The sequence below is a fragment of the Cyclonatronum sp. genome, from assembly GCF_022565315.1.
Classification (GTDB): domain Bacteria; phylum Bacteroidota; class Rhodothermia; order Balneolales; family Cyclonatronaceae; genus Cyclonatronum.
Genome location: NZ_JAIUMX010000003.1, coordinates 1 through 19661 on the forward strand (window position 1 = coordinate 1; position 19661 = coordinate 19661).

General features: G+C 53.3%; 14 protein-coding genes. 9 read left to right on the forward strand and 5 right to left on the reverse strand.

From position 1 onward, the window contains the following. Positions 1–237 (forward strand): DoxX family protein (locus LAT75_RS01135; RefSeq protein ID WP_291480774.1); only part of this gene is annotated, 237 nt, incomplete at its 5' end. A gap of 202 nt (positions 238–439) precedes the next feature. Here the strand turns inward: LAT75_RS01135 and LAT75_RS01140 are convergent. The 4 genes from LAT75_RS01140 to LAT75_RS01155 all read right to left on the reverse strand — a co-directional run bounded on the left by LAT75_RS01140 (position 440) and on the right by LAT75_RS01155 (position 3258). Beyond that, on the reverse strand, positions 440–646 hold the full coding sequence (locus LAT75_RS01140) for a hypothetical protein (protein ID WP_291480775.1): 207 nt from the start codon (positions 644–646) through the stop codon (positions 440–442). A gap of 3 nt (positions 647–649) precedes the next feature. Beyond that, positions 650–1120, reverse strand: coding sequence for a type II toxin-antitoxin system VapC family toxin (locus LAT75_RS01145; RefSeq protein WP_291480776.1), 471 nt, complete (start codon positions 1118–1120; stop codon positions 650–652). 228 nt (positions 1121–1348) lie between these two features. Further along, positions 1349–2308 (reverse strand): malate dehydrogenase, encoded by a 960-nt coding sequence (gene mdh, locus LAT75_RS01150; protein ID WP_291480777.1) that lies wholly within the window; start codon positions 2306–2308, stop codon positions 1349–1351. A 71-nt stretch (positions 2309–2379) separates the two neighbouring features. Next, entirely contained in the window at positions 2380–3258 is an 879-nt protein-coding gene (locus LAT75_RS01155) for an NAD(+)/NADH kinase (RefSeq protein ID WP_291480778.1), read from the reverse strand. A 439-nt stretch (positions 3259–3697) separates the two neighbouring features. Between LAT75_RS01155 and LAT75_RS01160 the strand changes: the two genes are divergently transcribed. The 8 genes from LAT75_RS01160 (at position 3698) to LAT75_RS01195 (ending at position 13582) form a co-directional block, all read left to right on the forward strand. Further along, a complete protein-coding gene (locus LAT75_RS01160) occupies positions 3698–5554 on the forward strand; it encodes an SLBB domain-containing protein (RefSeq protein WP_291480779.1) in 1857 nt (618 codons plus the stop codon). Between the two features lie 142 nt (positions 5555–5696). Then, entirely contained in the window at positions 5697–6257 is a 561-nt protein-coding gene (locus LAT75_RS01165) for a hypothetical protein (RefSeq protein WP_291480780.1), read from the forward strand. A gap of 139 nt (positions 6258–6396) precedes the next feature. Then, the gene (priA, locus tag LAT75_RS01170) at positions 6397–8874 is read left to right on the forward strand and encodes a primosomal protein N' (RefSeq protein ID WP_291480781.1); all 2478 of its coding nucleotides are present in this window, start codon (positions 6397–6399) and stop codon (positions 8872–8874) included. A gap of 112 nt (positions 8875–8986) precedes the next feature. Beyond that, on the forward strand, positions 8987–9724 hold the full coding sequence (locus tag LAT75_RS01175; protein WP_291480782.1) for a peptidylprolyl isomerase: 738 nt from the start codon (positions 8987–8989) through the stop codon (positions 9722–9724). A gap of 6 nt (positions 9725–9730) precedes the next feature. Then, positions 9731–10357 (forward strand): SMC-Scp complex subunit ScpB, encoded by a 627-nt coding sequence (gene scpB, locus LAT75_RS01180; protein WP_291480783.1) that lies wholly within the window; start codon positions 9731–9733, stop codon positions 10355–10357. A gap of 59 nt (positions 10358–10416) precedes the next feature. After that, positions 10417–11394 (forward strand): pseudouridine synthase, encoded by a 978-nt coding sequence (locus tag LAT75_RS01185; protein ID WP_291480784.1) that lies wholly within the window; start codon positions 10417–10419, stop codon positions 11392–11394. Then, entirely contained in the window at positions 11391–12275 is an 885-nt protein-coding gene (locus tag LAT75_RS01190) for an alpha/beta fold hydrolase (RefSeq protein ID WP_291480785.1), read from the forward strand. The genes LAT75_RS01185 and LAT75_RS01190 overlap by 4 nt, the downstream gene beginning before the upstream one ends. Positions 12276–12352: 77 nt before the next feature. After that, the gene (locus LAT75_RS01195; RefSeq protein ID WP_291480786.1) at positions 12353–13582 is read left to right on the forward strand and encodes a tetratricopeptide repeat protein; all 1230 of its coding nucleotides are present in this window, start codon (positions 12353–12355) and stop codon (positions 13580–13582) included. A 30-nt stretch (positions 13583–13612) separates the two neighbouring features. On the opposite strand, the gene LAT75_RS01200 is transcribed toward LAT75_RS01195, so the two are convergent. Next, positions 13613–19645, reverse strand: coding sequence for a PAS domain S-box protein (locus tag LAT75_RS01200; protein WP_291480787.1), 6033 nt, complete (start codon positions 19643–19645; stop codon positions 13613–13615). Positions 19646–19661: the final 16 nt, after the last annotated feature.

The window sequence follows — 19661 nt, forward strand, 5'->3', positions numbered from 1 at the left end:
GCCTACGGTCTGCCGCCGGTCATGATGAAAATTGTGGGCTTCCTGAAGATCGCTTTGGCTACGGTTCTGCTGCTCAGCATCTGGTCGCCTGCCCTTGCAGTACCTGCCGCAGGCGGCATGGCGCTGCTCATGGTCGGCGCCCTGCTGATGCATGTGAAGGTGAGCGACCCGGTAAATAAGTCGGTCCCTGCTCTGGCCATGTTAGGGCTGTCGCTGCTGGTTGTTTTTTTGAACTGAGGGAAGCGGATTGGTTGAAACGCGGAATATTTGGATTTCGTGATGACACCAACCCACTGATTCAGGGCCCTAAGTCTTGCTTTGCACGAATGCGGTAAGGTCTGCATTAATTTTGCAATATCCTGACTTTGGGCTTTGTATGCCTGACTGTTCATGTGTTATAGACATAAAGCTTGCCTTAATTGATTAAGTCGTGGCAAAGTCACGGATTATCACCCTTGCCGGCAGTGTTCTCTCCGGAAGAGGGCGAGTTTTTTTTCTTTTTATCCTGATAGTTGTACAGTTTTGCCCGTGATTTTTTTTCTTCCCGCTGAAAGAAAGCAACTATTTTTTCCAGGTCGTTATCAAATCGGGCTGATATTTGCTCACGTGCCTTACGTACTTCTGTGATTACTTCATCTTCTGCCATTGGTCAGTATTTTAATTCTTCGGGTGTACAAATTGTTGGGAGTGATAAGTCTTTGCTTTGGGCAAGGACTTCAAGCTTTGAGCGGATTGATGCATTAGCAATATGCCTGAAGTTCCAGGTGATAATGAAATCAAGTTTATGAACGCTCGCAATAGCTATGTGTAATGCATCAATTTTTGCTTGGGTTGGAAACGGAGTTTCCTTCACAAGAAATTCTGCAAAAATGCGGGCTTCATCAGTAACAGCTAAAGTTGGAATTCTTTTTAAAATTTGTAATCGCCTTTTTGCCGCGATTGAATCTCCTCCAGCGGCTTCAATTAATACAGGCTGCGAAATATATAGTTTATAGTTTTGCCGATACTCTTCCCACCAATCCTGAGTAAGTTGCTGTCGTGCAGCTGTCACGAGGTCTCTTGAACTTCTGCTCGTCAGGTAACTTACAAAAGAAGTTTCAATATAAATGGAATGCTTCATCAGAACTTAGTAAGATTCCGTTCATGCCAGGTGCTTTGGTTTTTTGCCTGCTTTGAAATTAGATGGACTTAGCCAACTATGCAAAAGAAAGTTGATTATATCCGGAGATACATAATCCAATAACAAAAGCCCGCAGGAGACAGACTCCCGGCGGGCTTTTATACTTTCGGGCGGGATGGATTCAGGCGCTGAGGCCATTAACTCCCGCTCAACAGACTAAGGATTAATTTAGTCTTCCTTCAGAATGCGCTTGAGGTCTTCGAGACCGCTGCGTACGGCTGCAACTGAATCGTCGAACAGCTTCTGCTCGTCGGCATCGAGCTCAATTTTAACGATTTCTCTGATACCTTCACGGTTCAGCTTCACAGGCACGCCGATGTAGATATCTTCGTGACCGAACTCACCGGTGAGCCATGCAGAGCACGGGAAGATGCGGTTTTCGTCGAGGGCAATGGCTTCTGCCATTTGGGCAGCTGCTGCACCGGGGGCATACCATGCTGAGGTGCCCATAAGGCCGACGAGTTCGCCGCCGCCTACTTTGGCGCGCTCGATGATGGCATTGAGCTTCTCGTCGCTGATCAGCTGACGCACAGGGATACCGGAAACGGTAGTGTAGCGCGGCAGGGGCACCATGGTATCGCCGTGACCGCCGAGAATCTGGCACTGAATGTCTTTCGGAGAAACTTCGAGCTCTTCGGCGATGAACGCGCTGTAGCGGGCGGTATCAAGAATACCGGCCATACCCATAACCTTGCTTGAGGGCAGCCCGGAAGCTTTCCAAGCTACGTAGGTCATGATATCAAGCGGGTTGGAAACCACAATGATGATGGTGTTTGGCGAGTAGGCTACAAGCTGCTCGGTTACGCTTTTCACGATATTGGCATTGATGCTCAGCAAATCGTCGCGGCTCATACCGGGACGTCGCGGCACGCCGGCAGTGATGATACAAATGTCAGAATCTTTGGTGTCCTCATAGTTGCTGCTGCCGAAAAGATGGGTGCTGAACCCGTGAATCGGGGCAGTCTGCCACTGATCAAGGGCACGGCCTTTGGCCGGGTAAAAGGTTTTCTCGCCGTCTTTTCTTTCAAGGTCGATTGCTACAACCTGCTTGGCAAAGTTACGCTGGGCAATGGTGAGGGCTGCTGTTGAGCCTACGTTTCCGCCGGCTCCGACTACTGTAATTTTCATAATATTAACTGAGGTTTAAGGTAAATACTTTGGTTGAAGGGTTGTATTGACATATTGGCCGCCTGCCGGGCTCACTCACGAAGGTCCATGCCCCACATGAGTTTTTCCCGAAGGGTTTCGAAATAGCTGCGGCCGGGAAGTTTAACGAGCTGAATATCAAAATCGCTTCGCTCTATTTGAATATCCAGCGGTTTATTTTCATTAAGGTTAGAAATTTTACCGTCATTCGAAAATAAAATCTGCTGATCTGCGGGTACAGCCGTGATGCGTACGCTGCGGTTGGCAGGCAGCACCAGCGAGCGGGTTGTGAGCGCGTGCGGACAAACCGGCGTGATCACCATTACCGAAACTTCCGGCAGGAGGATGGGGCCGCCGGCCGAAAGGTTGTAGGCCGTTGATCCGGTGGGTGTGGCCACAATAAGGCCGTCTGCCCAGTATTTGTTTACTTTCTCGCCGTCGAAGTACACTTCGAGCGTAATCATCGAAACGGCCGACTGCCGCGTGAACAAAAACTCGTTCAGGGCAAAAACAGGTTCGCAATCGGCATCATCCCCGTTTGTAGCTTTCAGGGTGAAGCGTTTCTCGGTTTGCCAGTTACCGGTGATGAGCTGCCGGATGGCGGCTTCCGCTTCCGGAAGCTGTGTATCGGCAAGGAAGCCGAGCTTTCCGACATTGATGCCGAGGATGGGTTTACCGAGCGGCCCGGTAAGGCGGGCCGTGTGCAGAATGGTACCGTCGCCGCCTACCGAGATTACCACATCGCAGGCTGCGATGGCCTGCTGTTCGGTTTCAAAAGCCTGTACCTGATCAGATGGCGGGGCATCAAGCAGCGTGATGATGCCTTCCTGCGCAAACACCTGCTGACCCTCGCGAACCAGAATATCCCGAATCTGACGCGTCGCGGTGAGGCGCTCAGGCAGGTTCGAGTTCACGATCAGGCAGATGTTCATTTCAAAGCTTTATATTGTAATATGAATTGTGGGAATATACGGAAAAATAAGAGCCTGCGAAAACAAATGGGGCACGAAGGTATTTAAAGAATGCAGCTGCGCTTGAGCTTTAACACAGCTATATGCTGCAACTTCATGCCGCAATTGGGGATAATCGTGCAGACTGCATAAACAGGGTGCTAAAGCCTGAAAACGGGGCTCGCGGAAACCGGTTAACTTATTTACTGATAATTATCCGGATTCCGCCGGCAGCACAGCTGGGCCAACTTAAGTTTTTATGAAAAATTGAGTTTGGGTATATTTGTAAGCTTAATCTGTTTCCGTAACAATCCCTAAAATGCCATTTAGGCCGGAACTGTTAGATGCCTGTGGAAGTGAAACGAACCTGATGTTATTCTGCTCCTGCTGATCTTCTGTAACCACAACACCTTTTATTTTAATGACTACGTTCTATTCTGCCGCTCTTCATACCCGGTTTATTTCCTTTTTTGCCGTACTTCTTTTTATGCTGCCCCTTGCCGAACCCATGCATGCCCGGCAAAACCAGGATCTGATGCAGCGGCGGGCTCAGCAGGTTAACCCGGTTCAGACGCCCTCTTTCGATATGAGCGGGGTAGCCGGCAGCTTTTATTTTCTGGATCAGTTCGGGATTAATCTGGGCATGAGCCGGATGTCGGGCGACGCCATCGACCCGGCAACCTACCGCGTGGGTCCCGGCGATCTGGTCACCATTGTGCTTACAGGCAACCAAAGCGGCACCTTTCGTGGTCTGCACGTGAACCCTCAGGGAATGGTAACCCTGCCGAATGTTGGTTCGGTGCTGGTGAATAATATGCTCATAGAAGAAGCACAGGCCGCTGTTAACGAGCTCGTGCGGCGCTCCTTCCGGGATACGCAGGCTACCTTCACGATTGAGCGCCCCCGGCAGATCACCGTTCACATTGCCGGTGACGTTCCCAATCCCGGCTCTTACTTTATGCCGGCACACACGCGGCTCGATCAGGCTGTGCTGCCCGCCTTTTTTGAGCGGGAGCAGGATGGTGAAGAAGGATCAGCATCAGCTTCACCGGCTGCCCCTTCCTCATCACGGATCAGCACCAGGCCTCAGCCCGATGCAAGCCGGGTGAATGTGCGCAACCCGGCCGAGCTGCCGAACCTCAGCCGCGATTTCATCCTGAACGGGCGGTTTGCCTTCCGAAACATTGAGATCCGCAGAGCCGGCGGCGATACCGTGCATGGCGATCTGGTTTCCTACACCGTAGGCGGCCTGCTCACCGGCAACCCCGAGCTCAAGCACGGTGATGTCGTTCTGGTTCGTAAAAAGCAGGAGTTTGCCCCGCAGGTTTCCGTTTCAGGATCGGTTGTGAGTCCGTTTACAGCTGAATTCCGTGCTGACGACACCATCGAAAGCCTCATCGCCATTGCCGGCGGCTTCACTTTCGATGCCGATACCGAAGCCGTTCAGGTGCACCGCTTCACCATGAACGGCATGCAGCGAATTGAAGTCCGCGACCCCGCTGGTTTCCCGCTGCTGCCAAACGACCGCATCGTAGTGGGTTTCGATGCGGACCGCCGTTCCAATTTCTCGGCCCGCGTTGAGGGGGAGGCCAATCTGCCCGGCGTGTTCCCGATTGAGCGCGGGGTAACAACCGCTGCCGATCTGCTTGAACTTGCCGGCGGACTCAGCCCCAAAGCCAATGCCGGCGCGGCCCGCCTCACCCGAAACAGAGCCTCATGGGAGCGCCTGCCCGACGAACTCAATCCTTTCGCGTACAATGCTGACCGCATCCGCAGGGCTTCTGATCAGCTCGTCGAAGGCTTCGAGTACCTTGAGTTCGAAGACCGCCTGGGGCAGAATTTTGTGTTTATTGACCTCTCCGACCCGGAGCAGCTTGCGACCGTAAAGATTTACGAAAACGATGTGCTGCACATCCCGCGCGATCAGCAGAGTGTTTTCGTGTTCGGTCAGGTAATGAACTCCGGTTTTTACACCTTCACTGAGGGCACAAGCGTGCAGGAGTACATCCGCCGTGCAGGCGGCTTCGCACTGGCTTCTGATCCAGACCGGGTATTCGTAATCAAAGCTGGCAGCAACGCCTGGATGCGACCCTCCGAAACCACGCTTCAGTCCGGCGACCTCATTTTTGTGGACCGGCAGCCGTTCGAATCGCTCGACATGGTTCGGGAAAATGATTTTCGCCGCCGCGAGCTGCGGAACCGGAATATTCAGCTGGTGCTCAGCGGGCTTGCGACCATCACCAGTGTGATTACGGCCTATGTAGCCATCACCCGTTAAAAATCACAAAACGGCTTCATACTTTTCACGGCACCCGGGCTGTTATTGGTCCGGTGGCTGTTTTTGTGCAAACCTTTGTGTACCTTTCCAAAGGTATGTGATTCGAAAACAGCTCAGCTATCATCCATTAAAATAAACTGTTATGAAAAAAATAGTTACGATTCTGCTTCTCCTTGGCGCATTCGGCTACTCTCAGGCGCAGGCACAGTACATTCTTGGCGCTTCCTACGAAGTGCGCAGCGATGAGCCCACAACCGGCTTTGGCCTGCACTTTCAGAACAACTTTTCTGTCATTCCCATGCTGCTTGATGTCGGCATCCGTTTTCAGACGAGCTTCTACAACGAGAAATACAGCTTTAGCACCGAAAGTATTTCCTTTGAAAGAGAAGACACTTCCTACGATTTTGGCCTCGGCCTGATTGCAACGGTTGGTGTCGGACTCATCGCGCCGTACGCCGGCGTAGGGCTTGGCTATGAAGTTTTCGACCGTACAAGTACCTTGTTAGGTGTGCCCGGTGTCGGTATAGAAGATCCCGACGGTGATGATTCCGGCCTGTATTACTACGGTGCGATTGGCGCCGGTATCTCGGCCATCCCCTTTGTGAGGCCTTTTGTGGAGTACCGCTACCGTGGCATTTCCGGCAGCGATTTCATGCCGAGCAGCTACGGCACCTGGGCTTTCGGCTTGCAGCTGCGCTTCTGACCGCTGTTTCCGGCTGAAGGAACCTTAGCAGCCGATTTTTTGGAGCCGCGCTTCCGTGTTTTTGGGGCGCGGCTTTTTTATGTTTAGGGTGATGGCTTTCTGCCCCGAAATGCCTCTCCCGGCCAATTAAACTTACCGCATGTCATCTCCTGAAATACAACCCCAAACCGGCTCCTCAGCAGAGCGCTACGCCGACATCGCCCTGCCGATAGCGGTGCGGGAAGTGTTTACCTACGCGCTGCCGCCTGCTTTTGCCGCTTCGGTACAGCCGGGGATGCGGGTGTGGGTGCCGCTCAGAGGGCGGATGAACATCGGCATGGTGGTGAAGGTGCACGGCGAAAAACCCGCATTCAAGACCCGGCCCGTAGCGCGCGTGCTCGATACCGAACCGGTGCTCGATGCCGGGCTGCTTTCCCTCACGGAATGGATGCAGCGTTTTTATGTGTGCGGCTGGGGTGAAGTGATTCAGGCGGCGCTGCCCTCCGGGCTCAACTTTTCGGCACAGACTTTTGTGCGGGCCGTGCCACCACAGGAAAAAGCCGTGATCCCCTTAACGCGGCAGGAGCAGCGGATTTATGATGAAATCCGCGAGGTAAAGCGCCTGAGCTGGCGTGAAGCGCGGCAGCGGTGGTCGAATGAGGAGCGTGCCCTCGATTCGGTGAAAAAGAAAGGGCTGCTGCAGCTGTGGGATGAGCCCTCGCTCGATCTTCAGCCGCGCATGGAAAACTGCTGGATATGGGCCAACCCGCAGCGGGAAGAAATTGCGCGCCGGGCGGTAACGGGCCGGCTTAACAAATGGGAAGAAGCCTGGCTGCAGCTGCTCGAGACCGATCCGCTTCCGGCAACGACCGCCGCCCTCACAGCCGCCATGCCCGAGGTGCTTACTGCCTACACCCTCAGCCGTCTGCAAAAAGAAGGCGTGCTGGGCCGGGAGATGCGGGAGGTGCGGCTGCCCGAGCCGGCGTTCGCCTACCGCCCGGAGCAGATTTCCGCCCTCAATGAGGAGCAGCAGCAAATGACCCAAACCCTGATTGAACCGCTGGAAGCCGGGCAGTATGCCAAGTTCCTGCTGTTTGGCGTAACCGGCAGCGGCAAAACGGAGGTGTACATACACCTGATAAAGCGCGCACTCGAGCTGGGTAGTGGCGCACTGGTGCTCGTTCCCGAAATTGCCCTTACACCGCAGACGGTCCGCCGCTTTTATCTCATTTTTGGTCCTAAAATCGCCATCCTGCACAGCCGGCTCAGCGACCGCGAGCGCTACGAAGCCTGGCAGGCGCTGCGGCGCGGGGAGAAGAACATCGTGATCGGCGCCCGCTCTGCGGTTTTTGCACCGATTGAAAAGCTGGGCGTCATCATCATGGATGAGGAGCACGATACTTCCTACTATCAAAGTGACCCTGCGCCCCGCTACCATGCCCGTGAAGTGGCCGCTATGCGTGCCTACCGGGCCGGTGCCGTGCTGGTGCTGGGCTCGGCTACGCCAAGTCTGGTGAGCCTGGTGGAAAGCGGCAGGGGCAGGAGCCGCATGCTGAAACTCTCCGCCCGCCATGCCGGTGCGGTGCTGCCCGAAGTGAAGGTGCTCAACCTCACCGAGTACCGCTTCGCTATGAAAGGTCCGCTGGCCGTGCCCCTGTACAATGCCATCCATGAAGCGGTTGGCCGGGGTGAGCAGGTCATTCTGCTGTACAACCGCCGCGGCTTTGCCAGCTTCATGCAGTGCGAAGCCTGCGGGGAAGTGCCGCAGTGTCCGCACTGCTCGGTGAGCCTCACCTACCACAAAGCACAGCAGCATTTGCGTTGTCACTACTGCGGTTTCGCAGCCTCTGTGCCGGGCAGCTGCCGCTCCTGCGGCGAACCGGGCGGACTCAAGATGCAGGGCAGCGGTACGCAGCAGGTGGAGGAAGAGCTCGGGAAACTCTTCCCGAAACTTCGGGTGATGCGTATGGATCAGGACACCACAAGCCGGAAGAACGCACACGATCAGCTGCTTACGGCTTTTGGCCGGGGTGAAGCCGACATTCTGATCGGCACGCAGCTCGTAGCCAAAGGGCTGGATTTCCCGAATGTGACCGTAGTAGGTGTGGTGAACGCCGATACCGAGCTCGCCTTCCCTTCATACCGAAGCAACGAGCGCATGTATCAGCTGCTGAGTCAGGTCGCGGGCCGCAGCGGCCGGGCAGGGAAAAAAGGCATCGTGTACTTGCAGACCAAGCAGCCGGATCATGTTTCTATCCGCCATGCTAAGAATCATGATTATGAAGGCTTTGCGCGCGCCGAGCTGGCCGGCCGCAAACCGCTGCACTATCCGCCCTATGCGCGGCTGCTGCAGGTCAGTTTTAAGGGGAAGGATGCAACCTACACCCGCCGCACCGCCGAGCATTTTACCGCTGTAATGCAGGGCGCAAAGACCGGTTGGCCCGTGCTCGGCCCTGCCCCTGACGCCATCGAGCGCATGAACGATGAATTCCGCTGGCTCACGCTCATGAAGCTTCCGCCGGGCATCGGCACGGCGCAGCTGGAGAAAGTGTGCGGCTATTTTTGGGAGTGGTTTGAAAAAAACAGGCCCGAAGGTTCGAGCACGGTACGCATCACACTAAGTCATGAGATGCTCTGAGACCGCAGCCCCCGCCCCCGCATCGGGCTGCTATTCCCGCTTTGAAAGATGCCCGTAAGCCTTATATTTAGGCCAAATTATTAACACCCGGAACCCGATTCTTCAAAAGTAAATGTACAAGAGCAGTATTTCCGTATCCCTTGTTTTTGTGCTGTTTATCAGCAGCATGTTTTTTTTCGGATGCCGCAATGCCGAAGTTGACCGCCTCACACAACAGGTGAGTCAGCTGGGGCGGCAGAATGCCGAGATGCGCCGCAGCTATGAGCGGCAGCTGGCCGAAATGCAGGCCGAAGTGGATCAGGCACGCAGTGATGTGGCGGTGCTCGACGAGCTTGGTGATTTTCTGCATGGCGTCCGGGCCCGGCTGCACACCAATCAGGGCGTGATTGAGGTGGAGTTTTATCCGCATGCTGCGCCCATACACGTGCTCAATTTTGTAGCCCGCGCCGAAAGCGGATTTTATAACGGCACACGCTTCCATCGCATCATCCCCGGCTTTATGATTCAGGGCGGGGACCCGAACAGCCGTGATGGCGATTTGCTGCAGATGGGTTCGGGCGGGCCTGTAAACGCCATCCCTCATGAATTCAATGAAATCAGCCACACACGCGGGGTGCTTTCAATGGCCCGTGTAAGCGATAAGAGTATGGGTGCAGGCTCGCAGTTTTTTATCATGCACGCCGATACGCCTCGCCTCGACCGTGAATACACCGTGTTTGGCAAGGTCGTTACCGGCATGGAAGTTGTTGATGCCATCGCAGCGCAGCCGACACACCGCGACGACCCGCGCCTTTCCAATCATCCCCTTGAGCCGATGATTATTGAGCGTATTGAAGTTTTCCGGCAATAAACGCCTATGGAAGCCGATATTGAATTAGCACATGTTATTGAGGCCCTGGTTTTTTCAAGTCCGGAGCCCGTTTCGACGGAGAGTATCCGCAGTATTGTTGCGGCTAAGGCCGAAGGCTTGGAAGTGAGCGATGAAGAAGTGCGTGAAGCAATTACCGGGCTGAATGCAGTTTATGATGAAACCGGCCGCGTTTTCCGTATCAGGGAAATTGGCGGCGGTTTCGCTTTTGCCACCCAAAGTGCCTATCACCCCTGGCTCGAACACATTCAGCACGAAAACACGCTGCGCAAAATTTCGCAGACGGCCCTTGAAACCCTGGCCATTATCGCCTACAAGCAGCCGATCACCAAGCCGGAAGTGGATCACATCCGCGGCGTGGATTCAGGATACGTGGTGAAGCAGCTCCTGGAAAAAGGGCTGATTGCGATTGCCGGCCGAAACGACGGCCCAGGCAGGGCGCTGCTCTACAAAACAAGCAACGGCTTCCTCAGGCATTTCGGGCTCACTGCCATCAGTGAACTCCCGAAACCGCGCGAAATTGAGGAAATTTTGCAGGATGATGATATGGCTAAGCACAGACAGCTTATATTGGAGCTGAAAGCCGGGATGGAAGATGATGACGATAAATCTTAGATGAAGCCCTTACAGGGGGCTTCAATCTGTAATGTAATTTTTTTAAAAGGTGAATTAGTATGGATGAAAAATCCCCGAGAGGTTCCGGCAACAGAACCCGAAAATCAGGTCCCAAGCCCGGACCTAAGAAAGAAGGGGGAGGCACGAAGCGGCAAAGCGCTGACCGGAAACGGGTATTTAAGCGGGATGATGACGAGCCCCAGATGCGCCGCCGGGGCGATTCCAAAGCCGGTAAAAGCCGCGGCCGCAAGCATGAACCGGTGCCAATCTACGACCACGAGGTCCGCTTCGACAAAAACGAGCCCGTACGTCTGAACAAGTATATCGCCGCTGCCGGCGTATGTTCCCGCCGGGAAGCCGATTCCCTCATTGAGCAGGGCAAAGTAACCGTTAACGGCGTGGTAATCCGTGAGATGGGCCAGAAAGTGATGGTGAAAGACAAAATTTTGGTTGACGGCCAGGAAGTGCGGCCGGAAGAGTTTGTGTACATTCTGCTCAACAAGCCGAAAAACACCATCAGCACCACCGACGACGAGCGGGACCGGCGCACCGTGCTCGATGTAATTGAAAAAGCCACCGGCAAGCGCGTGTACCCCGTGGGCCGCCTCGACCGCAACACAACAGGGCTGATGCTGCTCACAAACGACGGCGAGCTCGCCCACCGGCTGATGCACCCCAGCTACAAAATCCGCAAGGTGTATCAGGTTGAAACCAACATGGTTTTATCGGATGAGCAAATCACGGCCTTACGCAACGGCGTGCAGCTCGAAGACGGCCCGGCAAGGGCTTATCGGGTTGATCGTCATCCCGTACTTGCAAATGTCATACGAATGTCTATTATTGAAGGACGCAACCACCAGGTTAAGCGCATGATTTCGGCTGTTAACGCGGAAGTAATTTCCCTTAAAAGAGTTATATATGCCGGCCTGGAAATAGATGACCTCAGATCAGGTAAATGGCGCAGTCTTTCCCGCAAGGAAATATTTCAGCTGCGTCAGCTGGTTAAATTACTGGATAAAAAAACGCTGAATTTATGAAATATAGCTCGATAAAAAAGGAATCAGGCGCAATAACCGCAGCAGACGGCCTGAAGATTGCTTATGATATGTATCTTCCTTCAAACGCAGTTAACTCTCTGCCCGTAGTTTTACTCCTTCACGGTTTCAAAGGCTTTAAGAGCTGGGGCGCTTTCCCGGATGCCTGTTTTGAAATGGCCAGAAGCGGTTGTGCGGTAATTGCCTTCAACTTTTCGCATAATGGCACAGAAGGGCACTCCGATGAGTTTACCCGGCTTGATTTATTTGCAAAAGAGACTTTCTCGCGGGATCTCGAAGATGTGCGCGCTATTATTGATGCGCTTCAGACCCAAAAAATTAAAACCGGCTCAGCTACTCTCGAAACGGATGAAGTAGCCATTATTGGTCATTCCAGGGGCGGGCACACCGCCATTGCCGCCGCTGCCGAGTTTACGGAGGTGAGCACAGTGATAACCTGGGCCGCTGTAGCCGATTATACCAAGCATTTCACCGAAGAAATGAAAAAAGACTGGCAAACCAAAGGGTACACGGAGGTTCTCAATACGCGGACCGGGCAAACCATGCGGGTTGATAAAATTGTTTTTGACGACCTCATGGAAAATTCCGGTCAGCTCGTGGCGTCAACCCGGGTGCAAAGCCTGATGATTCCCTGCTGTTTCATACACGGTACGCAGGATCAGGCGGTGCCCATGCGTAACAGTGAGCTGCTGTATCAGGTGTGCCGCAGCCCTGAAAAAGAGCGCATTATGATAAACGGTGCCGACCATACCTTTGGTTGCAGCCACCCCTGGAATGAAGACGACATCCCGGCGCACTTCCTCACGGTAGTCGATAAAACGGTGGAATGGCTGGAAACCTATTTTATCAGCCACAACCTGTAAACCAGCCGGGCAGGCACCCCGGCTGTTGGTAAGCCGGCATTGCCGCGCCCGGCGGCACCTGTACCGGAGACGTCCGCATGTTTCTGAAACCTGTACTGATTTTCCTGCTGCTATCAGCACCGGCTGAATGGCAGGCAACGCTGTCCGGCCCGCTTGTGCCTGCTGCGGCTGCCGGAATACCCCATGTTGTTGCTGAAGCAGTGCAGCCCATTCAGGAGGAAGAACCTGATCAGTACCGCTTTCTGCTGCTCAGGCAGGATTTTATCAGTGATGTACAGCAGGCAACGCAGCTGCTGTACAATCAGCAGTTCGATGAAGCATCCTCCCTGCTTTCTGCGTGGTTCGCATCCGAACAGGCCCGGCCGCTTGCCCTGCTTTGGGATGCGCTGCCGCTGTGGTGGCAAATCCTCTCCGACCTTGAAGCACAACAACACGACGATGCCTTTGTCGGGAAGATGGAGCAGGCTATCCGGGCTTCAGATCTGATGCTGCGCCGGGACCGGCATAACCTCGATGCCCTGGTTGTGAAAACGCTTGCCAATGGTTTTCTTGCTCGTCTTCACGCAAACCGGGGCTCATGGTACCGCTCGCTGGTACACGGCAGGCAGGCCATCAATCTGCTGAACGGTATTGAACAGCTTTACCCCGAACTGCCGGACATACAGTTCGGCTTAGGGCTTTACAGCTATTTCACCGCGTATTTCCATGAACAGTACCGCCTTGTGCGGGTTGTTTCATGGATGGTTCCTGCCGGTGATATGCAGGAAGGGTTAAGCCGTTTGAAAACGGCTGCGGACGAAAGTGCCTTTATGATTCCGGAAGCCGTTTATTTTCTGGCTCATATTTACCTGCACTACGAGCAGCAGCCTGAAGTGGCAGAGCTGTACCTGAACCGCCTTTTAGAGGAATACCCGCACAACCTGTTCTTTAACCGGCTCTTATTACGCAGCTATTACCGGCAGGGGCGTCTTTATGAAGCCCTGCAGTTCAGTGAGCAGATCCTGGAGCGCGCCGACCCCTCTACGGCACCCGCAACACTCGAAGAAGTGTACACCATGCGTGGTTTTATCTACTACCGAAGAGGGCGCCTTGATCTTGCGGAGTCCTGTTTCCTGAAAACGCTTGCGTTAGCGCCGCAGCTTGAAAAAGGCGATACCCGCGCGCAGCAGCTGCGTGCACGTTATCAGCTCGGGCGGCTGTATGAACGGCTGGGCCGCCGCGACGAGGCGCAGCAGCAGTTCCGCCATATTGTTTCGCTCCGAACGGATTCACCGGTTAAAAAGCAGGCCCGGCGCCATCTTGATTGATCTTGCTTCCGGTGTGTATCATATTTCCTTTTACCTTACATCCGGCAGCCACATTTTTAGCACTTTGCTAAGTTCGGCGGTTTCTATCGGTTTGCTCAGGAAGTAGTTCATCCCGCTTTCCATTGTATAGGCCTGCTCATCTTTCAGTACGCGGGCCGTGAGGGCGATAATCGGCACCTTGCTGTTATATTTGCGGATAGTGCGGGTGGCTTCCAGGCCGTCCATTTCCGGCATTTGCACATCCATAAAAATGATATCCGGCTTGTGCAGGGCGGCAAGCTCCACCCCTTCACGGCCGTTGCCTGCTTCTATGATGGCGGCATTCGGGTATAAGCCGCTTATCAGTGATCTGAGCAGGATGATGTTCATTGGTACATCATCAACAATCAGGATTTTTGTTTTCCCCGATACTAAAGTTGCCTCACCGTACAGATCCGGATCCCGGGGTGCTTCAGCCGCAGCTGTTTTTACGGCTATGCCTGAAACGGGCGAATCTGTGGCTTCGGTTTCGTTTTCAATGCGCAGCAGGATATCAAGCAGTTCCTGCTTTTTAACGGGCCGGCTCAGATGGTAGCGGATTCCAAGTTCCTGCTGCTGCTGCTCATTTTCCGGGCCAAGGGGACCGTTGTAAAGCATCACAACAATAAGCTTGTCCGCGTCTATATTCATTTTGTGGCGTATGATGCGAACCGTGTCGAAGCCGTCTATGTACGGCATATCGTAATCCACAAACAGCAGGCCGTAATTTTTGCTTTCAATCATGTTCATTGCCTCGAAACCGTTTGGGGAACATTCAGCATCAATATTCCAGTACTGCAGGTACTGCTGTAACAGGCTGCGGTTGGCTGCATGTTGGCACACAACCAGAACGTTTTTGCATATAGTGTTCCCGAATACCGCCTTTTGGTACATCTCAGGCAGGGAGCAGCTGCTTTCGAAGGTGAAGAAAAACCTGCTGCCCTTGCCGGCTTCGCTTTCCACTTTAAGAGAGCCGCCCAGTTTTCCGGCAAGCAGTGCGCTGATTTTGAGGCCCAGACCGGTGCCGCCGTATTTGCGCGTGGTTGAGGTATCGGCCTGTGAAAAAGCTTTGAACAGCTTTTCCTGTTGTTCAGGGCTGATGCCAATACCGGTGTCGCGAACGGATATTTCGAAGCGGGCACGACCGCTCCCTGTTGGTTCATGGGTTACAGTAAGTTCGATTTCCCCGCTTTCCGTAAATTTGACCGCATTGTTGAGCAGGTTGATGCAGATCTGCTTCAGGCGAACCGGGTCGGTTTCGATCATTTCCGGAAGACCGGGCTGAATGTTGAGAATGAGTTCGAGCTTTTTGGCAGCAGTCTGATAACTGACGATATCACAGCTTTCTTCCACACATCTGCGCAGGCTTGTTTTGATGATTTCGAGCTCAAGCTTGCCGGCTTCGATTTTCGAAAAATCGAGTATGTCGTTGATAACTTCCATCAGAGCTTTTCCGGAAAGCTGTACGTTCCGGGCGTACTGCTGCTGTACGGTATCCAGCGTTGTGCGCTGCAGCAGTTCGGTGAAGCCGATAATACCGTTGAGAGGAGTACGTATTTCGTGGCTCATATTGGCCAGAAACTCGGATTTGGCTTTGTTTGCCACTTCTGCAAGCTTGCGCGATTCCTGAAGGCTTTCCAGCAGGCGGCTGCGCTGAAGTGCGCTCGCGATACTGCCTGCAAAGCTCAGCAGCAGGGCCTGCTCGTTCCGGTTCCAGAGCTCACTCACATGAAGCCGGTCGAAACCAATAATGGATATGGTTATGCCGTCGATCACGATTGGTGCCAGTATCATCGCTTTGATACCCTGCTGATCCATCACATCGGCTAAGATGCCATCCCCCTGCAAGCTGTTTCTGAGTACCTGATAGGTTTTGCCGCTGTTTAGGAGCAGGGCAGCTTCCCCAAGGAGTTTTAGAGGGACCTGCTGCAGATGTGCATGGCCGTTTACCGGGGGGCGGCCATCGGTGTAGCACTCAAAAGTGTGCCGGGCAAACAGCCCCTGTTCGTTTTCATGAAGGTCAAACACATAGGCCTGCTCTGCCTGTAATGCTTTGCTCACGAGCATTAAAGAGTCGCGAAAAGCTGTTTGGGTATCCGGGTTGGAGAGCAGTCCGGCTGTGGCTAAAGCAATAGCCTGCAGCATTTCCTGATTGCGGATCAGATTACGCTCGTCTTTTTTCTGTTGGGTAATATCTGTAAGAATCAGCAGGATGTTTCCGCTGTCGAGGGCTACAGCAGAAACAGAGAGTGTTTTTACAGCACCGTTTCGGGTGCGGATGTCCAGCTCCAGCATAATCGTTTTATTGCTGAAAACTTCCCTGATGGATTCCGTGATGCGTTCTGCTTCGCTTTCCGGCAAAAATTCAAATACAGTCAGGCCCGGAATCTTACTGTTTGGGTACCCGGTGATGGATGAAACAGCTGGGTTTACTTCCAGAATTTTACCCTGCCGGCTGATAACCACAATGCCATGTGCCGCCGACTGTATGTAGGATTTCCATTTCTTTTCTTTGGCTTCGAGGGCCGTTTCATACTGTTTTCTTTCGGTGATGTCGCGGATGTTTGCAAAGGTAAATCGCACCCGGTTTTCCCTGTCGGTGAGCTTACTGAAAGAAACGAGTACCGGAAACTGACTTCCGTCTTTTCGGCAAAAGCTGAGTTCAAACGTTTTGCCGCTGCTGTGTGGTACCAGGGTTTGCTGCAGTACGGCCGTAATGTGCTCTGTGTGCTCTTGCGGCCAGTAAGGGAAGGGCTGTGTTCGGCCGATGAGCTCATCACGGCTGAATCCGGTCATTTCACAAAAAGCTTTGTTCACTTCAAGCTGAACCCTGCCGGCATCAACGAGCGAAAAACCGTCTGACATATTTGCCAGTACCTGCTTGGAAAATTGCTGTTCCTGCCGGATGCGCTCCTTATCGGCTTCAAAATCGGTTACGTCCTGAAAAGCGCCGATCAGGTGCGTTACGTTGCCGTCTTTTACGATCGGATAGCCGGATGCCCGTACCCAGCGCTCGCGGCCTTTAGCCGTAATAAACCGGCATACCTCGTCGTAGGGCTCCATTTCTTCAATGGCCTTGCGCACACATTCGCGGATTCGGGGCTGATAATCCGGATGATAAAAGCTGATGCCATCCAGCAGCATGATGTCGGTGCCCTTTTCTACTTCATGAATCCGGTACACTTCGTCGGTCCATGAAAGCCGTTCACTTTGCAGGTCCAGCTCCCAGGCACCGAGGCCTGAAAGCCTTTGTGCATCATTAAGTAAAATGGAGGTGCGCTCAAGCTCGCGCATGGCAGCTTTTTTCTCGGTGAAATCGAGCCCGTTACACTGAATTTCGAGTACTTTTCCTGCTTCATCCTGAATGCTGGAAAACTCCCACAGGATGGAAGCCTTGCCTGAATCCGAAAGGGATTTGGCAAGCTCGAGCTGAATCACGCTGTCGGGTTTTTGCCGGAGTGTTTCCAAAGCTTCGAGATATTTCGGGACATCTTCCTCAACAACGGACACTCTGAATTCCTGCCCCGCCACTTGCTGAGCTGTTTCGGATACGCGGTACTGATTGCCGAATACGGCCATGAATTTCCGGTTTGCATAGGTGATGCGCCCCGAGGCATCCATGCGCACGATGAAGCTGTTCTGTGTTTCAAGCAGGGCTTTGAGGCGGCGTTCGCTTTGCAGGGCTTTCTCTTCGGCATCTTTGAGCGGGCTGATGTCTGAAATAATGCCGTCGAGCCGCAGGGCCTGCCCGTGCCCGTCCAGAATGATCCGCCCCTGATTCCGGACCCATTTTACCGCTCCGCTCTTTGTTTTTATGCGGTAGGTTTGGTCGTAGGTACCCCGCTGCTCCAGATCTGCCATGATGCGGCTATGGGCTTCATCATCCTCCGGGTGAATGCACTCGGCCCAGAGCTGCGGGCGGCTGTACCAGGTATCGGTACTGTAGCCAAATAATGCTTCCGCAGAGGGGCTGATCATGCGCAGGCTGTAGTCGGGCAGGGTTACAGACCATACCACATCGGTCAGTTCATTGAAAACACTTCGCAGCTTTTCACGTGAATCAGCCAGCTCAAGCAGCAGGCGTTTGCTTTGGTCGATATCCTGAACGATGCCGTAATAGCGTACAATCCGGCCGTTTTCCGTAACCGGTGTGCCGGTTGCCCGAACCCATTTTGTTTCACCGGTTTTTTGTGGAATGATCTGAAGCTCCAAATCGTAAGACACGAGCTCGGCAGCGGACTTCTCAGAGGCTTTCAGCAGCCTTTCCTGACTTTCCGGGGTGAATAAGGAGAGCATGAAAGGCTGATCGATAAGGGTGTCCCTTTCGAGTTCGAACAGATCATAAAGGGTTTCATTCCAGATGATGGCATCATGCTCCGGCAGGAATTCCCAGCCGCCAACCCTTGCAACGCGGTTGGTTTCATTCAGAAAGCGGCGGGTGCTAAGCAGCTCTGCCTCAGATTTTTTCCGGGCCGTAATAACTTCTGTTGTACCGATAACACGGATGAATGCTCCTTCCTGGAAAATTTTTATCGCTTTACTGTGGTGATATTCTTTGGAACCGTCGGGTAAAAGAACCCGGTATTCGATGTCGAAGGGCACGTTATCCGAGAGGAATTTTTCAAGAGCTGTTTCCACAGCGGCCTTGTCGTCAGCATGGAGCATGGAAACCCAGTTTTCATACTGAAAGCAAGGTTTATTATCGCTTTGAAGTGTTTTTAGCAGGTAATCACTCCATACGATGTTTCGGGTTTTGGCATCCATTTTCCAGATACCGATGCCGGTTCCCTGAAGTACGGCGTCAAGTTCTTCATTTACCTGCCTTACCTGTTCCCTCACCATATCCAGTTTTTTGCTGTCGTTGTGCTGCCGGGTGATGTCGAACAGGATGCCGTCTGTGATAAGCGGGTCGTTGCTCTGTGGGTGAAGAACCCTGCCTTTTTCAAGCAGCCATCTGATGCTGCCATCTTTATGCATTACGGGATAACTTATTTCGTAGCTGCCGCCGGCCTGTACGGCCTTGTGTAATTTGATTTGTGTGGCTTCAAGCGAATCAGCGGGGATGAGGGTGTCGAAAGCGCTGCGATTTGCGCCTAAGAAAACTTCCTGATCAACTCCGACGAGTTCCTGCATGCCGTCGCTGAGGAAGAGAAACTCCCGCGGCTGATCGTACCGGCAGCGGAACGCTACCCCGGGGATGTTTTCCATCAGGGAGTGAAGCTGATCCCGGCTTGCCTGAAGCTCATTTTCCGTTTTAACCCGTTCGCTGATATCTTCAATAAACGACCATATCTGCTTTTTCCCGTCTTCATTTTCGGTTACAAAGCCCCTCAGCTCGACCGGGTAGCGGCTGCCGTCTTTCCGGATGTATTCTTTGCGAAAGGTTTCATAGCGCCCGCTTTCTTTCATCTGTTCCAGCGCACGTTCTTCCAGCGGGCGGTATTCGGGAGGTGTTGTATCCCAGTAGGAAAGCTGCAAAAATGCTTCACGGCTGTAGCCGGTGGGTTCGAGCAGTTTGTCGTTCACAAATATGAATGCACCGGTCTCAAAATCATTGAGCGCAATGCCGATGGGGGAGGCAGCATAAAGGGTTTCAAAAAGCTGCAGCTGCTTTTGTGTACCGGGTGTTGCGGCACCGCGGTCGGTTGCCTTACGTACACAGCCGATCAGCTGTGGCGCGTTTGGGTCAGCTGTGGGGTGCATCCTGCCTTTAAAGCTGAAACGCTGCCAAACCTGATCAGCGGAAATGAAAGCGGCTTCGAAAACGAAAGGATCATCTGTACCAGAGGATAAAAATGAATCAAGAGCAGCCTGCAAAATTCGGCGGTCGTTCGGATTAATAATGTCGGTCCATTCCGGAAGGTCCTGTACTTTCGCAGCTTCCCCGTATCCAAGCCACTGCCAGAAGGTGCTGCTGAACCGGAGGTCGTTTTTGTTTTCAGGATTCCAAATCCAGATACCGTCAAAAGTAAGGTCGAACAATAAGGAGGTAATGTCGCTGCAATCAGTGCTAAGGTGTGCAGGCTCTTTATCCGGGTGATTCATTTTTAATTTCTTTATA

Bases quoted from the DNA above. Each gene is read 5' to 3' on its own strand.
- mdh (WP_291480777.1), bottom strand. From the start codon at position 2,308: ATGAAAATTACAGTAGTCGGAGCCGGCGGAAACGTAGGCTCAACAGCA.
- LAT75_RS01195 (WP_291480786.1), top strand. From the start codon at position 12,353: ATGTTTCTGAAACCTGTACTGATTTTCCTGCTGCTATCAGCACCGGCT.
- scpB (WP_291480783.1), top strand. From the start codon at position 9,731: ATGGAAGCCGATATTGAATTAGCACATGTTATTGAGGCCCTGGTTTTT.
- LAT75_RS01200 (WP_291480787.1), bottom strand. From the start codon at position 19,645: ATGAATCACCCGGATAAAGAGCCTGCACACCTTAGCACTGATTGCAGC.
- LAT75_RS01145 (WP_291480776.1), bottom strand. From the start codon at position 1,120: ATGAAGCATTCCATTTATATTGAAACTTCTTTTGTAAGTTACCTGACG.
- priA (WP_291480781.1), top strand. From the start codon at position 6,397: ATGTCATCTCCTGAAATACAACCCCAAACCGGCTCCTCAGCAGAGCGC.
- LAT75_RS01190 (WP_291480785.1), top strand. From the start codon at position 11,391: ATGAAATATAGCTCGATAAAAAAGGAATCAGGCGCAATAACCGCAGCA.
- LAT75_RS01165 (WP_291480780.1), top strand. From the start codon at position 5,697: ATGAAAAAAATAGTTACGATTCTGCTTCTCCTTGGCGCATTCGGCTAC.
- LAT75_RS01155 (WP_291480778.1), bottom strand. From the start codon at position 3,258: ATGAACATCTGCCTGATCGTGAACTCGAACCTGCCTGAGCGCCTCACC.
- LAT75_RS01175 (WP_291480782.1), top strand. From the start codon at position 8,987: ATGTACAAGAGCAGTATTTCCGTATCCCTTGTTTTTGTGCTGTTTATC.
- LAT75_RS01140 (WP_291480775.1), bottom strand. From the start codon at position 646: ATGGCAGAAGATGAAGTAATCACAGAAGTACGTAAGGCACGTGAGCAA.
- LAT75_RS01185 (WP_291480784.1), top strand. From the start codon at position 10,417: ATGGATGAAAAATCCCCGAGAGGTTCCGGCAACAGAACCCGAAAATCA.
- LAT75_RS01160 (WP_291480779.1), top strand. From the start codon at position 3,698: ATGACTACGTTCTATTCTGCCGCTCTTCATACCCGGTTTATTTCCTTT.